A 14,717-nucleotide genomic window follows, 5' to 3' on the forward strand; every position below is an offset into this window, starting at 1 on the left:
TTTGCTAGAATCGCACACGTTTCCGTCCGTATCCCAACCCCTGACTACGCACAGATCGCGCATGCATCCACGTTTGTTTGTCCCATTTATCCTCGTTGCGCTGCTGAGCGGTTGCACGGTACTCGCCCTGCGCCCCAACAGCGGCGTCGAAAACCGCAAGTTTGCCGTGCAGGAAGCACCGCGCCTGCGCATCGACGCGCCCAAGGCGCGCATCCAGAACCCGATGCCCAACGACCACTTCATCGGCATCGCCCTGTCCGGCGGCGGCAGCCGCGCGGCCAATTTCTCGGCCGCCTCGCTGGAGCAGCTGGAAGAGTTCGGCCTCGTCAGCGGCGCCTCGGCCATCTCCGGCGTCTCGGGCGGCGCCATCGCGGGCGGCTACTATGCGCTGCATGGCAAGCAGACGGATTGGCCTTTGCTGCGCAGCAAACTGAAAACGGATTTCTTCGGCCAGACCATATTAAAACCCGCCAACCTGACGACGATGTTGCTCACGAACAAGACGCGCACCTCGTTCCTGTCCGACGTGTTCGACGATGTGCTGTACGACAAGAAAACCTACCAGGACTTGCCGCACGACGGCCCCATCTTCCTGGCAAACGCAACGGACGCCACCGATGGCGGCAAGCGCGTGGTGTTTTCCTACGAGTATTTCTACGGCACCCTGCATTCGCCGATCCAGGATATCCGCCTGGCCACGGCCGTGGCCACCTCGGCCGCCTTTCCCGGCGTGTTCGATTCCGTCACCTTCGAGCGTTTCCGTCCGAAAAACAGTTTCGTGCCGGAACTCGGTTCCGAGTCGCGCGAATCGCCGTCCTACGTGCACCTGTTCGACGGCGGCGCGGCCGACAACCTGGGCGTGGAAACCCTGTGGGACGTGGCCTTGACTCAGCTGTACGGCAACGACATGGCCGTCGTGCCGCCGCGCCTGAACAGCAAGCCCTTCATCCTCATTTCCATCGATGCGAACGCACCCAATTCCAGCGCCGTGTTCGAAAAGATGTCGGACGAGCGCCAGCCGCTGGACCGCATCTTCAACAAGAATATCTACGATGCCGTCGACGCCCTGTTTTCACGCCAGCGCAAGGAAAACCTCGTCAAGATGGGCTTTGGGCAAGCCCGCTTCGATACCATCACGCATGAAAACTTTGGCGACCTGAGCCAGAAATTCGTCAAGGGCAAGCGCACCTCGGCCTTTGCCATCCCCGTGCTGTGCCGCCCCCACCTGGGCCAGTACCGCTGCGAAGTCGATGCGGCCGATCCCTTGCCGGGCCAGATCCGCACGCGGCTGGAAGGCTTTGCCTGGCATATTTCCATCGACCAGATCGCCTCGCTGGCGCTGCGCCTGTCCAGCGGCGATGCGCAAGTCGACAGTGCACGCAAGGAAGAGCGCGCCGCCCTCGTCAAGCTGCAGCGCCTGGCCACGCAAACGAAAACCCATCTGAAACTGACGGGTCCGGAAAATTGCAGCCCGGACGTCTTGCAATCGGCCCTGTACAGCGCCGCGCGCGTGCTGATCCTCGACGACGAGGAATCGCGCTTCGCCCTGTGCGATTACATGCTGGCAGGCCAGCTGATCAATGACGATACCGTCTGCAAGCAGCGCTACGTGCACGCCGTGCCCCGCTTTGCCATCGAAAGCGAAGATTTGCAGTACCGCAACCTGAGTTCGGACGGCAATTCCGTGAACGTGCCGATACGCTGCAAGAAGTGAGCGCGCACAAAAAAGCCCGCACGATCGCTCGTGCAGGCTTTAGCGCAAGGATTCCTGGCGCCCGGTTGATTTAGATCAATCGACCTTAAATCAAGCGACTACGCCTGCGCATGTAGCTGCGGCTTAATGCACCTTCCAGTTCCTGCTCCGTTTTATGCTGGTTCACCGTGTACAGAGCCCACAGGGCCGCCGGCGCCCAGCCGATCACAGTGCACTGCAAGATCAAGGCGGCGGCCCCGGCCAGCGGGCGCCCCAGCATGAAAAACGTGAGACACGGAAGTAGCAAGGCTATCAGCAATCGCATCACGACATACTCTCCTTCAATATAGAGCAGCGGACAAGGGCCGGTATCCGGTCCGTCCCCCGCCCGCTGCGTACTGCTCCTTATAGATGCACGGATATCTGGGGCATCAGGTCGTCAAAGGTGCGACCGTTGCCGTTTTCTCCGATGGCGTGCATCTTCCATTCGCCGTTATGGCGGTACAGCTTGGCCATGATCTGTGCCGTGTGGGTACCTTGCACAGACAGGTTGAAACGCGCGACTTCCTGGTTATTGCTGGCATTCAAGATGCGGCAATAGGCGTTTTCCACCTGCGAGAAGTTCTGGCCAGTAAAGCTGTTGACGGTGAAGACGAGGCTTTTCACGTGCGCCGGCACTTTCGACAGATCGACATTGATCTGTTCGTCGTCGCCATCGCCCGCGCCCGTGCGGTTGTCGCCCGTGTGGACAATGCTGCCGTCCTTGCTTTTCAGCTGGCGGAACCAGACGATGTCGGACGTGCTCTTGTTGTCATCGAACATGACGCACGAGGCGTCCAGGTCGACGGCTTCCGTCTTCGAACCGAAACCGAGGAAACCCTTGGTCTTGGCCGCATCCCAGCCCAGGCCCATGGTGATACGGGTCAGGGTGGTACCAGCTTCTTTGTCCAGAGAAATCTTCTGGCCCTTGCTCAAATTGACAGACATACGCATAGCTCCTGTTTGCTTAGTTACATCAAATATTAGTTACGCCGGCTTGCTTTGGGTCCAGGCGAGGAAGGCCGCGCGGTTACGCGAGCACACGAGGATTTTTCCCGTGCCTGAGAATTTCAGTACTACGCCCTCGCCGCTGGTCTGGCTATTGATCAAATTGCCCAGAAAGCCGCCGCTGCTGCCGGTCGTCATGGAAATTTCGTATTGCAGGCGGTTGTCCCAGCATACGACGTGCGAGTTATCGATCACCACGTCCTTGCCAGGCATCACTTCCAGTATCGACATCGCGCCAAAACCGGACACCGCCAGCTGGCCGCTGCCTGCCGTCTCGGTGATGAAAAAACCACCGCTCTGGGCAAACAGCGCATTGCCAAGGCTTTGCGTGCGCACCTTCAATTCCACGCCAGAGCTGGCCGCCACGAAGGCGCCGTCGCTGATCATGTATTGTTGGGCTCCAATATCGAGCACCCGCATCGCGCCGGGCAAGGTGGGCGACAGCAGACAGTCGCCGTCGCCCCGCATGGCCTCGATATGCTGCTGAAAGAACGATTCCCCGTTGGCAAAGGTGCGCATCAGCGCAGCGCCTATGCCGCCCGTCATCTTGCCTTTCAGCTCAAGATTGGTTTCCATCATCACCATCGCATTGGATTCGCAATAAATCTTCTCGCCCTTGGCCAGTGACACATGCAGGAACGGGTCGACGTCCCCGGTAATATTGAAAACTGGCATCTGACTATTCCTTCCTCAACGATGATGGTGATGGCGGCGGCCCGCGCTGCGGACCGCCTTGATTATTTACAACTTACACGCCGACGCCGAACGATGCTGCGAGTGGACCCAGGCCGCCTTTGTAGCCCTGGCCGATGGCCTTGAATTTCCAATCGCCGCCGTTGCGGTAGATTTCACCGAAGACCATGGCCGTTTCCGCCGAACCGTCTTCCGACAGGTCGAAACGGGCGATTTCCGTGTTGCCGTTGGCATTGACGCAGCGCACGTAGGCCTTCGATACCATACCAAAGTTTTGCTTGCGCGCCTCGGCATCGTGAATCGTCACGCAGACGGCGATCTTGTCGATCTCGGCTGGCACCGTGGCCAGGTCGACGATAACGGTTTCATCATCGCCATCGCCGGCGCCGGTGGTGTTGTCGCCCGAGTGGGTGACGGAACCGTCGCTCGACTTCAGGTTGTTGTAGAAAATCATGTCGACGTCGGCGCGAACCTTGCCGTCGGCCTTCAGCAGGAACACGGAACCGTCGATGTCGAATGCGGCGCCGTCGGTGGCGCGGGCATCCCAGCCCAGGCCGATGATCATCTTCGAAATGCCGGGGGCTTCCTTGCTCAGGTTGACGTTGCCGCCTTTTTGCAGACTGATTGCCATGATGTATTTCTCCTATGTGGGTTGTGTATGACCAAACACCTGGCGCCCTCCACCGGCCTGACTCCCCAGGCCGGCGGCGACGCTTGCTGCAACTTGCCGACAAACGGGTGTAGTCGTTTGTCGCGCATTCTTTACACTGCCTTGACCGCTTCCAGCGCTTCCGTCTGGCCTTCTTCAAGCGCCATCCTGCGCTTGTAGCGGATCGACGACCACAGCGAGGCGAGAATGAAGGCCACGCCGATCAGACCCGTGAAGATCTCGGGAATGTGGAACTTCATGCTGACCAACATGATCACGGCCAGGATACCGATCGCATAGTGCGCGCCGTGCTCCAGATAAACGAACTCGTCGAGCGTGCCCTTGCGCACCAGGAACACCGTCATCGAACGCACGAACATCGCGCCGATTGCCAGGCCCAGCATGATGATCACGACATCCTTGGTGATGGCAAACGCGCCGATCACGCCGTCAAAGCTGAACGAGGCGTCGAGCACTTCCAGGTACAGGAAGCCGCCAATACCGCCGCGCTTGATGATGTCGCCCATGTTGCCGTCGCCGTTGTCGCCTTCCAGCAAACCGCTGATCACATCGACGCCCACGTAGGTCAGGATGCCCCACAGGCCGGCCGTCAGGACCACCAGCTTCTGGCCTTCTTCGATCATCGACAGGCTGACCATCAGGGTGCCCAGTGCGATCATCACGGAAATCGACGAGATCTTGCCCAGCGCGCCCAGTTTTTCTTCAATACGGCCCAGCCAGTGCGTTTCCTTCTCCGAGTCCAGCAGGAAGTTCAGGAAAACCAGCAGCAGGAAAATGCCGCCGAAGGCCGCCACTTCCGCGTGGTGATTCGTCAGGTGCATCGAATACTGTTCCGGATTGCTCAGGGCCAGATTCCATACTTCCATCAAGCCCAGATCCGCCGCTTGCGCCACGATGACCAGCGGGAACAGCAGACGCATGCCGAACACGGCAATGATGATACCCACGCCGAGGAACAGGTTCTGCCAGAACTTGTCCCAGTTCTTCAGCACCGAGGCGTTGACCACCGCGTTGTCGAACGACAGCGAGACTTCCATCACGCCCAGGATTACCGCGATACCGAGCGCCGCCAGCATCGTCTGCACGCCACCGTGCGTGTAACCCCACCAGGCGGAAATGCCCAGGCAGATAAATGTCACTAGAAATGACACTCTGAAATGTTTCATCGATAGTTCCCCTTTATCCAAATTCAATGGAACGTAGTATAAGGACATGTGATACATTTAAAAATGGAAGATAATGGAAGTATTACTTCGTAAAAACAGAAGATAAGGATGCAGCGATGAAAACTACGGGCTTCAATTACCGCCATTTGTACTTCTTTTGGGTCGTCGCCAAGGAAGGCGGCGTGACGCGCGCGGCCGAACGGCTGGGACTGGCCGTGCAAACCATCAGCACCCAGCTGGCCCTGCTGGAAAAGGAACTGGGCAAATCGCTGCTGCAGCCGCAGGGACGGCGATTGGTGCCAACGGAGGCGGGCCGCCTCGCGCTCGGCTATGCGGACCAGATTTTTTTGCTCGGTGAACAGATGCAGGAAGCGCTGGCCGACACGGACGCGGAAAAGATGCGCCTGACGGTGGGCATTTCCGATTCCTTGCCGAAACTGATGGCTTACCGCATGCTCGACGCCACGCGCAGCCTGGACAAGCCCGTCAAGCTGGTGTGCCTGGAAGATGAATTCGAATCCTTGCTGGCCGACCTGGCCCTGCACAAGCTGGACCTGGTGTTGACGGACCGGGCCGTGCCGGCCGGCGCCAGCCTGCGCGTGTCCAGCCACCTGTGGGGCGAGAGCGCCATGAAGCTGTTCGCCATCCCCGCGCTGGCGGAACAGTACCGCGGCAATTTCCCGCACAGCCTGCACGGCGCGCCATTTCTGCTGCCGGCGCGCAACAACGCCTTGCGCGGGCGCATCGATGAATGGATGGTGCAGCAAGGCGTGCGCCCCGACGTGGTCGGCGAATTCGAGGATAACGCCATGCTCAACGCGTTTGGCCGCAAGGGCCTGGGCCTGTTCTTCGCCTCGGCCAGCCTGGCGGGCGAGATCGAGGAGCAATTCGGCGCCGTGCTGGTCGGTGACGCCTCGTCCCTGCGCGAACAGTTTTATGTGATTTCGAACGAGCGCAAGATCATGCACCCGGCCCTCGACGTGATCCTGGCCGCCATCCAGGGCCGCCCGAAGATTCACAAGGAAACCTGATAAATCCATTCGAAAATAACGTTTGAATAATCAATCAAAAGCGATTGTAATGAAGCCTGAGACAAACACGCGCCTGTCCCTCGCCGGCAGGGCGCGATCACCATAAAAAACAGGAGCAGCACCATGTCCACGGCAGGCAAGACGATCGATATTCCCGATCTCATCAATAACAACAAGATCGGCTCCTTCCAGATCGGCATGCTGATCCTGTGCGGGCTATGCGTCATCATGGATGGCTTCGACGTGCAGGCGATGGGCTATGTGGCGCCCGCCATCATTGCCGACTGGCATGTGAGCAAGGCCAACCTTGGCCCCGTCTTCGGTGCGGGCTTGCTGGGCATGCTGGTCGGCTCGCTCGTCTTCAGCATCACGGCCGACAAGTTCGGCCGCCGCCCCGTGCTGATCGGCTCGACCATCTTCTTTTCCCTGTGCATGCTGGTCACGCCGCTGGCAACAAACATCGAGCAATTGCAGCTGATACGCTTCATTACCGGGCTGGGCCTGGGCGCCGTGATGCCGAACGCCATGGCGTTGGCCGGCGAATACAGCCCCCTGCGCAAGAAAGTCACCTTGATGATGCTCGTCTCGTGCGGCTTTACCCTGGGCGCCGTGCTCGGTGGATTGTTGTCGGCCGCGCTGATTCCCGCCTTCGGCTGGCAATCCGTGTTTTACGTGGGCGGCGTGGTGCCGCTGGTCATCGGCGTGCTGATGTTCTTCCTGCTGCCGGAATCGATGCAATTTCTGGTATTGAAGAAACGCAAGCTCGACAAGGTGGCGCAGTGGCTCAAACGCATCGATCCCACCGTCAACATCACGGCCGACACGCAATACGTCGTGCATGAAAAGGAACACAAGGGCGCGCCCGTGCTGCAATTGTTTACGGGCGGCCGCGCGAAGATGACGATTTTGTTGTGGGTCATCAACTTCATGAACTTGCTCAATTTATATTTCCTGTCCAACTGGCTGCCGACGATCGCCAAGGAAGCGGGCTTGTCGACGGCCAACGCCGTGCTGGCCGGCACGGCCCTGCAAGTGGGCGGCACCATCGGCACCCTCGTCATGGGCCAGCTGATCGACCGCTCCAGCTTCCGCCGCATCCTGCTGCCCTGCTTCCTCGTTGCGGCAGTCGCCATCGCCCTGATCGGCCGTCCCGACGTGTCGCTGGCTTTCCTGTTCATCACCATCTTCATCGCCGGTTTCTGCGTGGTGGGCGGCCAGCCTGCCGTCAACGCCCTGGCGGCCAGCTACTACCCGACCACCCTGCGCTCGACGGGCATAGGCTGGAGCCTGGGCGTGGGCCGCATCGGCTCCATCATCGGCCCCGTGCTCGGTGGCGAGCTGATCCGCCTGAACTGGCCCAACAGCACGATTTTCCTCGTCGTCGCCATCCCGGCGGTGGTCTCGGCCGTCATGGTCTTCGCCATGCGCGGCGGGCCGCAAACGGCCGCCAAAGCGTAACGCCACCGTCCGCGCGCCCGCCTGCAAGGGCGGGGCGCGCGGCTAAATTAGGCTATGCCGGCCTTCGTCGTTTAAGATGTCGTTTTTACAGCCCATCTTCTGCGCCCCCATGCACAATGTCTTGCTAGTCCTGCTCGCCCTCTTCCTGGTCGCGCTGAACGGTTTTTTTGTTGCCGCCGAGTTTGGCATTGTCACCTTGCGCCGCACGCGCATCCGCGCCATCGCCAAGACGCAAGGACTACGGGGCCGCATCCTGGCCAAGGTGCATGGCCAGCTGGACGCCTACCTGTCCGCCTGCCAGCTGGGCATCACGCTGGCGTCGCTGGGCCTGGGCTGGGTCGGCGAACCGGCGTTCGCCGGCTTGCTCGAGCCGCTGTTCGGCGCCATCGGCGTCACCTCGCAAGAGCTGATCCACGGCGTGTCCTTCGTCGTCGCCTTCAGCGTGATTTCCTTCCTGCATATCGTCGTGGGCGAACTGGCGCCCAAATCGATGGCCATCCGCAACCCGGAAGCCGTCGGCCTGTGGAGCGCGATTCCCCTGTACGGCTTCTACTGGACCATGTACCCGGCCATCTACCTGCTCAACGCCAGCGCCAACTGGGTGCTGCGCCTGGCGGGCCTGTCCGGCAAGGGCGGCCACGATGCCCATTACTCGTCCGAAGAACTGAAACTGATCCTGCGCACCAGCCAGCCGGGCGAAAAATTTACGCGCGACGAGCGCAACATCCTGGCGCAGTCGCTTGATTTCGAACAAATGACGGTGTCGGACCTGATGCGCCCGATCAATGAAGTGATCGCCCTGCACGCCTCGAACACGCTGGAAGAAAACCTCGACACGGTGCTGCGCAACCGCTTCAGCCGCTACCCGTATTTCGACACGAATGAAGACGACGTGCTGGGCGTGGTGCACCTGAAAGACCTGTTCTTTGCCCAGCAGGCGGGCAAACCGATCACCTCGCTCACGCCGTTCCTGCGTCCCGTCGACATCATTTCCGCGCGCACGCCGGCCCTGGAACTGTTCCGGCGCTTTCGCGACGGCGCGCCCCACTTCGCCCTGATCGGCGAGAAGGGCAAGCGTCCGCTGGGTTTTATTACGCTCGATAACTTGCTCGGCGCCATGGTGGGCGAAATCCGCGACGAATTCCGCCGCAATGAAAACGACTGGCTCAAGCAAAGCGACGGCACCCTGATCGGCAAGGCCAGCCTGCCCATCTTCTCGCTCGAACGCATCCTCGGCATCGATATCGAAAACGAGGAGCTGGGGCTGGACGACGTGGAATCGGTGGGCGGCTTGATCATGGTCAAGCTGGGAGACATTCCGAAGCAGGGCCAGCGCATCACCTTCGTCGACTTCGACATCGTCGTCAAGAAGATGAACGGGCCGCGCATCGTGCTGATCAAGGTAATCCCGAAACAGGAACGGGACCTCGACGCGGACTTACGCGATTAATCTTTTTTCAAGGTAAGCGTATCCTTGCCCTGCGGCACGGTAGTTTCCCCCACCGTCCACGTTTGCAGCAGGCTGTACAGCACCGCCAGCAGGGTCGGGCCGATAAAGATGCCGACGAAGCCGAAGGCCAGCACGCCGCCCAGCACGCCCAGCAGCACCAGCAAAAACGGCAGACTGCTGCCGCGGCTGATCAGCATGGGTTTGACCACGTTGTCCACGCCGCTGATCAGCAGCGCGCCCCACACCAGCATGAAAATGCCCCAGCCCGTCTGGCCGTCTGAAAACAGCCAGATGGCGGCGCCGCCCCAGATCAGGGGCGGGCCGACGGGAATCAGCGAAAAGATGAAGGTGGCCACGCCCAGGAGCGCGACGGCCGGCACGCCGGCGATCAGGAAGCCGACCACGGCCACCAGGGCCTGCGCCAGCGCCGTGCCCAGCAAGCCGTACATGACGCCGCGCACGGTGCGGCTGATGGTCAGGCCCACGCCCGGCGCGCTGTCGCCGATGATGCGGCCGGCGCCCGTCATCAGGGCGCGGCTCAGTTGCTGGCCGTCGCGGTAAAGGAAAAAGCTGACGAACACGGCCAGGCTGGTCTGCGCCAGGCCCGTGCCCAGCAGGATGCCGCCGGAAGCGAGGAAGTGGCGCGCCGGCTCCAGCATGGTCTTACCCAAATTCAATAATTCCTCGCGGTCGGCGAGCAGGCGCTCCACGTAGCCGGCGATGGTTTCGCCCACCACGGGAATGTTGGCCAGCCAGGCCGGCGGATGCAGGCCGCCCGATTCCAGCGCCGTGCGCAGCTGTTCATAGATGCGCGAGACATTGTCGGCCAGGTTGTAGGTGACGAGGGCCAGCGGCAGCACGATGACCAGGATCAGGGACACGGTCATGATGGCGGCCGCCCAGTTGCGCCGGCCTTTCAGGCGTTCGAGCAGCAGCAGGTACAGGGGCCAGCTGGAAATGCCCACGCAGGCGGCAAACAGCATGGCGGCGAGGAAGGGCCGCAAGACGAAAAAGCAGCCGATCAGCAAGAAGATGACGGCTGCCAGGCGGGCGTGCGGCTCGAAACGTTTATCCATGTACTGCGTATCCTGAAGATGGCGCCCGGGGGCGCGACCGGGTCAGGATAGCAGAAGTTTAAGATCGTGCGCGATGGCGGCAGGCTTTTCGCCGTGGCGCACGAACAGGCGGATCTTGCCTTCGCGGTCGAACACATAGGTGCCGGCCGTGTGGTCGACCGTGTAGCTGTTGTCCGTCTCGCCCTCGACCTTGGCGTAATACACCTTGAATTCCTTGGCCACCCTGGCCGTGGCAGCCGCGTCGCCATACAGGCCCACGAAACGCTTGTCGAAAGCGGGCACATATTGCGCCAGCAAGGCCTGCGTGTCGCGCTCGGGGTCGACCGTGACGAACAGCACTTGCACCTGGTCCGCCTGCGGGCCCATTTCCCGCATCACCTGGGCCATGTCGGCCATGGTGGTGGGACAGACGTCCGGACATTGCGTGTAGCCGAAGAACATCAGCACCAGCTTGCCCTTGTAGTCGGCCAGGGTGCGCGGCTGGCCCGTGTGGTCCGTCAGCGCGAACTCGCGCGCGTAGCCCAGGCCCGTCACGTCCGTGTTCTTGAAGGCCAGCTTCGGTGCGGCAGGCTTGCCGCAGCCGGCCAGGACGACGGCCAGCGCGGCCGCCAACAACAAGGTCAGGTATTTTTTCATGTTCCGAGGGGAATGTAGTGATCGACCAGCAAGGCCGCGAACAGCAATGCCAGGTAGATGATGGAAAACGTAAAAGCTTTGCGCGCGATCAAGTCCGTGTAGTGGCGGTACATCTTCCACGCGTAATACAGGAAGCCCGCATTGAGCAGCACGGCCGAGGCCAGGTAGATCAGGCCGCTCATGCGCACGGCGTACGGCAGCAAGGTGGTGGCGGCCAGCGCGATCGAATACAGCCACACGTGGAATTGCGTAAATTGCATGCCATGCGTGACGGGCAGCATGGGCAGGCCCGAGCGCGCGTAATCGTCGCGGCGGTACATGGCCAGCGCCCAGAAGTGCGGCGGCGTCCACACGAAAATGATCAGGACCAGCAGCCACGCCTGCATCGGCACGTCGTTGGCGACGGCGGCCCAGCCCAGCGCGGGCGGCATGGCGCCGGACAGGCCGCCGATGACGATATTTTGCGGCGTGGCAGGCTTGAGCACCATGGTGTAGATCAAGGCATAGCCGACAAACGTGACAAAAGTCAGCCACATGGTCAGCGGATTGACGAGGTGATACAGAATCGCCATGCCCAGGCCGCCGATCACGAGCGCGAACACCACCGTCTGTTTTACCGTGATGTCGCCCATGGCCATCGGGCGGCGCGCCGTGCGGGCCATGCGCGCATCGATTTCGCGCTCGGCCAGGCAATTGACGGCAAACGCGGCGCCGGCCAGCAGCCAGATGCCGATGGTGCCGAACACCACCGCGCGCCAGTCAGGCAACTCTTCGCTGGCCAGGAACATGCCGATGACGGCGCAAAACACGGCCAGTTGCGTCACGCGGGGCTTGGTCAGCGCCCAGTACTGGGCGATGCGGGGGGAAGGTTTACGGCTGATGGTCTGAGTAGTCATTTATGCGATACGGGAAGGACTGGCTGGTGCCGAGGGCACTGGCGCGGCGGCGGGAGCAGATTTCCGCGCTACATCGAGTTGGAATTTAGCCTTGTAGTTTAACATGGTCAGCAACAACACGAGCAGCGCCGCCCCGCCGTTATGCAGGACGGCAATCGACAATGGCCAGCTCAGGTAAATCGTCGCCAGCCCCGTGGCCGCCTGCAGGGCCAGCACCAGCGCCACCCAGCGTGCCGTGCCGCGCAAGGATGGCAGCTTCCACGCGCGCAATACCGTATAGCCGATGCCTGCCAGCACGATGAAGGCGAAATTGCGGTGCACCCAGTGGATGGCCGTCAGCGCGGAAAACGGCAAATAGTGGCCGGCGGCCGTCTTGCCCAGCTCGCGCCACAGATGGAAACCATGCTCGAAATCCATCTCCGGAATCACCTTGCCGCCGCACAGGGGGAAATCCGTGCACGCCAGGGTGGCGTAGTTGGTGCTCACCCAGCCGCCCAGCGCGATCTGCACGGTGAGCAGCACGAGCGAGAAAACGGCCAGCGCGCGCACGGGGCGCAGCACGGACGCATCCGCGTCGGCGCGCAGCAAGGGTTTGACGGCATGATCCTGGCGCCCGCCCAGCCACGTCAGCATGGCCAGCAGCCCCATGCCCAGCAGCAAGTGGATGGTGACGATCACCGGTTGCAGTTTTAATGTCACCGTCCAGGCGCCGAACGCGCCCTGCAGGCAAACGAACAAAAACAGCGCCGTCGGCAGCGCGGGGGCGAATTCCTGCCGCTTGCTCTTTCTCCACTGGCGCCACGCCTGCACCATCATCGCCACGATCAGCACGCCGATGGCCATGGCCAGGTAGCGGTGCGTCATTTCGATCCACGCCTTGACCACCGTCACGGGGCCCGTCGGCATCAGGGTTTCCGCCGCCACGATGTGCTCGTGCGCAAGGAATGGGTTGGCCGAGCCATAGCAGCCGGGCCAGTCAGGGCAGCCCAGGCCGGAATCGGACAAGCGCGTAAAGCCGCCAAACATGATCAGGTCGACCGTCAGGAAGACGGCGATCCACACGAGCTTGCGGTATTTATTGGCGTCCGCGGACACCCAGACCATGGTCAAAGGCAGCAGCGCCACCAGCAGACCCGTCAAGCCCAGCTGGGCCAGCGCGGAGAGATGCATCGTCGGCATGCAGACTCCTCAACCGATCGCCGAAGCTTTGAGCAGCTTGGCGATGTCTTTCTTGATCTTGTTCGGGTCCGCGTCTTTCGGGAAGCGCATCATCAGATTGCCCAGCGGATCGATCAAATACAGGTGGTCGCTCGTCTTGCCGCCCGGCTCCACGGGCAGCCAGGCCGTCAAGGCCTCATTATTCACGCGCAGCATGCTGGTGCCGTCGAATTCGCGCATCACGAGCGTGTCGAGCGGCTGCGCGTCCGTCACCAGCCAGACCCGTTCCAGGCGTTCGCGCTCCTTGCCTTGCATCAAACGCAGTTGTTGCATGTCAAACAATTGCTTCTTGCATGCTTCCTGGCAATCGGACGGTCCCGTCTGCAGCAGCACCCACTTGCCCTTGAATTGCGCCAGCGGCGCGGCCTTGCCGTCCAGTTGCGTCACGTGCAATTGTTCTTCGGGAATCGGATGCAAACGGGGGTCGATCAGGGCGCCGTAATTGTTGCGGCCCGTGGGCTTGATGATGTAATACGTGAAATACGAGGCGATGATGGGAAAGGCGCACACGGCCACCACGGCCAATAGTTTCCACCGTCCCGTATTCTGTGCCTGCTTGTTGCTGTTGTCTTGCGTTGCTTCAGGGCTGTTTGTTTGCACGTCGAAATCCTGTAAAGACAAAAAATAAAAAAGCCATCAGTGCCAGTGCATACCACTGGAAGGCATAGCCGCGGTGCTTGTCGGCACCCAGGTCGGGCGCCGGCCAGTCGCGCACGGGAAGCTGGCTGGACGCTGGCGGATCAACTGCATCGACTGTTTGTTCGAGAATAAATGGCTGCAAGGCCAGGCCGCTGGCCCGGGCCAGCTGGCCGATATCGGCATTTTGCACGATGGCGTGCGGCGCCAGGGCCGGCGCCGTGCCCAGTTCCATCACATGGCCCGCGTTCAGGCGCGCGATACCGCTAATGGTGACGGTGCCGGCCGGCGTGGCGTAGTCGGGAATGCGCGTGCGCTCGGCATTGTTGCGCGGCAACCAGCCCTGCGCCACCAGCACGTGCATGGGGGAGCCGTCTATTTGAAATGGCGTGAGCACGTGAAAACCGGCCTGGCCCTTGTAGGGGCGGTTGTCCAGGTAAACCGTCCAGGCGGGCACGAAACGGCCCGTGACGGTAACGCGCCGGTATTCGATCGCTTGCGCATCGGCCGGCAGCAGCGGCGCGGCCGTCAAGGCCAGCGGCGCGGCCTGGTTGCCCGCTTCCAGCCGGGCGGCACGCGCGACTTTCTCGTCGGCACGGCGCTGCTGCCACTGCGCCAGAGAGATCCCCAGCGCCACCAGTAGCAGCATTACAACAAATGGAATCCATCTAAAATGGAAGCGGATACGCATTACAATGAAACCTCCTCAAGCCTGGCGCTACCATCCATGAAAATCCTCGTTGCCATCGCCTTCATCCTGATCCTGGGCAGCCTGGGCTCGGCCCTGTTCTTCCTCATGCGCGACAAGGGCAAGAGCAACCGCACCGTGCAGGCGCTGGCCTTGCGCGTGGGCTTGTCGATCACCCTGTTTTTGCTGATCCTGCTGGCGCATCATCTGGGTTACATCCAGCCGACGGGCATACATTAAGCTTCTTCTTGCCTGATTGGCAAATTCTTCACGCTAAGAAAAAAGCCGTACCCAGGATGTCCCGGTACGGCTTTTTTCATGCTGCAGGCCGCCTAACAACGGCGCTTGCCCTGCCCCGC

The 14,717-nt window shown here is 61.3% G+C and carries 16 protein-coding genes; 5 read left to right on the plus strand and 11 right to left on the minus strand.

Features of this window, described 5'->3' with window-relative positions:
* Positions 1 to 61 precede the first annotated feature (61 nt).
* A complete protein-coding gene (locus tag AC07X6_RS07630; RefSeq protein ID WP_494790563.1) occupies positions 62 to 1,714 on the plus strand; it encodes a patatin-like phospholipase family protein in 1,653 nt (550 codons plus the stop codon).
* A gap of 85 nt (positions 1,715 to 1,799) precedes the next feature.
* On the opposite strand, the gene AC07X6_RS07635 is transcribed toward AC07X6_RS07630, so the two are convergent.
* The 5 genes from AC07X6_RS07635 to AC07X6_RS07655 all read right to left on the minus strand — a co-directional run bounded on the left by AC07X6_RS07635 (position 1,800) and on the right by AC07X6_RS07655 (position 5,269).
* Positions 1,800 to 2,018 (minus strand): hypothetical protein, encoded by a 219-nt coding sequence (locus AC07X6_RS07635; protein WP_034784905.1) that lies wholly within the window; start codon positions 2,016 to 2,018, stop codon positions 1,800 to 1,802.
* 80 nt (positions 2,019 to 2,098) lie between these two features.
* Positions 2,099 to 2,680: a TerD family protein gene (locus tag AC07X6_RS07640; RefSeq protein WP_494790564.1), complete on the minus strand. Its 582-nt coding sequence runs from the start codon at positions 2,678 to 2,680 to the stop codon at positions 2,099 to 2,101.
* Positions 2,681 to 2,719: 39 nt separating this feature from the next.
* On the minus strand, positions 2,720 to 3,415 hold the full coding sequence (locus tag AC07X6_RS07645) for a TIGR00266 family protein (protein ID WP_494790565.1): 696 nt from the start codon (positions 3,413 to 3,415) through the stop codon (positions 2,720 to 2,722).
* A gap of 73 nt (positions 3,416 to 3,488) precedes the next feature.
* Entirely contained in the window at positions 3,489 to 4,064 is a 576-nt protein-coding gene (locus AC07X6_RS07650) for a TerD family protein (RefSeq protein ID WP_077399765.1), read from the minus strand.
* A 131-nt stretch (positions 4,065 to 4,195) separates the two neighbouring features.
* Positions 4,196 to 5,269: a DUF475 domain-containing protein gene (locus AC07X6_RS07655; RefSeq protein ID WP_230541509.1), complete on the minus strand. Its 1,074-nt coding sequence runs from the start codon at positions 5,267 to 5,269 to the stop codon at positions 4,196 to 4,198.
* A gap of 116 nt (positions 5,270 to 5,385) precedes the next feature.
* On the opposite strand from AC07X6_RS07655, the gene nhaR reads away from it, so the two are divergent.
* From nhaR to AC07X6_RS07670, 3 genes are all read left to right on the plus strand, one after another.
* A complete protein-coding gene (gene nhaR / locus AC07X6_RS07660; protein WP_494790566.1) occupies positions 5,386 to 6,300 on the plus strand; it encodes a transcriptional activator NhaR in 915 nt (304 codons plus the stop codon).
* 123 nt (positions 6,301 to 6,423) lie between these two features.
* On the plus strand, positions 6,424 to 7,758 hold the full coding sequence (locus AC07X6_RS07665) for an MFS transporter (protein WP_494790567.1): 1,335 nt from the start codon (positions 6,424 to 6,426) through the stop codon (positions 7,756 to 7,758).
* A 109-nt stretch (positions 7,759 to 7,867) separates the two neighbouring features.
* Complete coding sequence (locus AC07X6_RS07670) at positions 7,868 to 9,208, plus strand: hemolysin family protein (RefSeq protein ID WP_034749482.1); 1,341 nt, start codon at positions 7,868 to 7,870, stop codon at positions 9,206 to 9,208.
* Here the strand turns inward: AC07X6_RS07670 and AC07X6_RS07675 are convergent.
* The 6 genes from AC07X6_RS07675 to AC07X6_RS07700 are packed head-to-tail and all read right to left on the minus strand — an operon-like array spanning position 9,205 to position 14,361.
* On the minus strand, positions 9,205 to 10,284 hold the full coding sequence (locus AC07X6_RS07675; RefSeq protein WP_494790568.1) for an AI-2E family transporter: 1,080 nt from the start codon (positions 10,282 to 10,284) through the stop codon (positions 9,205 to 9,207). The two genes, AC07X6_RS07670 and AC07X6_RS07675, sit on opposite strands and share 4 nt — an antisense overlap.
* A gap of 42 nt (positions 10,285 to 10,326) precedes the next feature.
* Positions 10,327 to 10,920 (minus strand): SCO family protein, encoded by a 594-nt coding sequence (locus AC07X6_RS07680; RefSeq protein WP_494790569.1) that lies wholly within the window; start codon positions 10,918 to 10,920, stop codon positions 10,327 to 10,329.
* Positions 10,917 to 11,816 (minus strand): heme o synthase, encoded by a 900-nt coding sequence (gene cyoE / locus AC07X6_RS07685; RefSeq protein WP_230541515.1) that lies wholly within the window; start codon positions 11,814 to 11,816, stop codon positions 10,917 to 10,919. Before cyoE ends, AC07X6_RS07680 begins: the two co-directional genes overlap by 4 nt.
* Positions 11,817 to 12,986: a COX15/CtaA family protein gene (locus AC07X6_RS07690; RefSeq protein ID WP_494790662.1), complete on the minus strand. Its 1,170-nt coding sequence runs from the start codon at positions 12,984 to 12,986 to the stop codon at positions 11,817 to 11,819. It lies immediately after the preceding gene.
* A gap of 18 nt (positions 12,987 to 13,004) precedes the next feature.
* Entirely contained in the window at positions 13,005 to 13,634 is a 630-nt protein-coding gene (locus tag AC07X6_RS07695) for an SCO family protein (protein ID WP_494790570.1), read from the minus strand.
* A complete protein-coding gene (locus AC07X6_RS07700) occupies positions 13,615 to 14,361 on the minus strand; it encodes an SURF1 family protein (protein ID WP_494790571.1) in 747 nt (248 codons plus the stop codon). The genes AC07X6_RS07695 and AC07X6_RS07700 overlap by 20 nt, the downstream gene beginning before the upstream one ends.
* Before the next feature lie 36 nt (positions 14,362 to 14,397).
* Here AC07X6_RS07700 and AC07X6_RS07705 point away from each other — a divergent pair, with 36 nt between their 5' ends.
* The gene (locus AC07X6_RS07705; protein ID WP_046683386.1) at positions 14,398 to 14,598 is read left to right on the plus strand and encodes a twin transmembrane helix small protein; all 201 of its coding nucleotides are present in this window, start codon (positions 14,398 to 14,400) and stop codon (positions 14,596 to 14,598) included.
* Positions 14,599 to 14,717 lie beyond the last annotated feature (119 nt).

The organism is Janthinobacterium sp. GW460-12-1-14-LB5 (assembly GCF_059423585.1).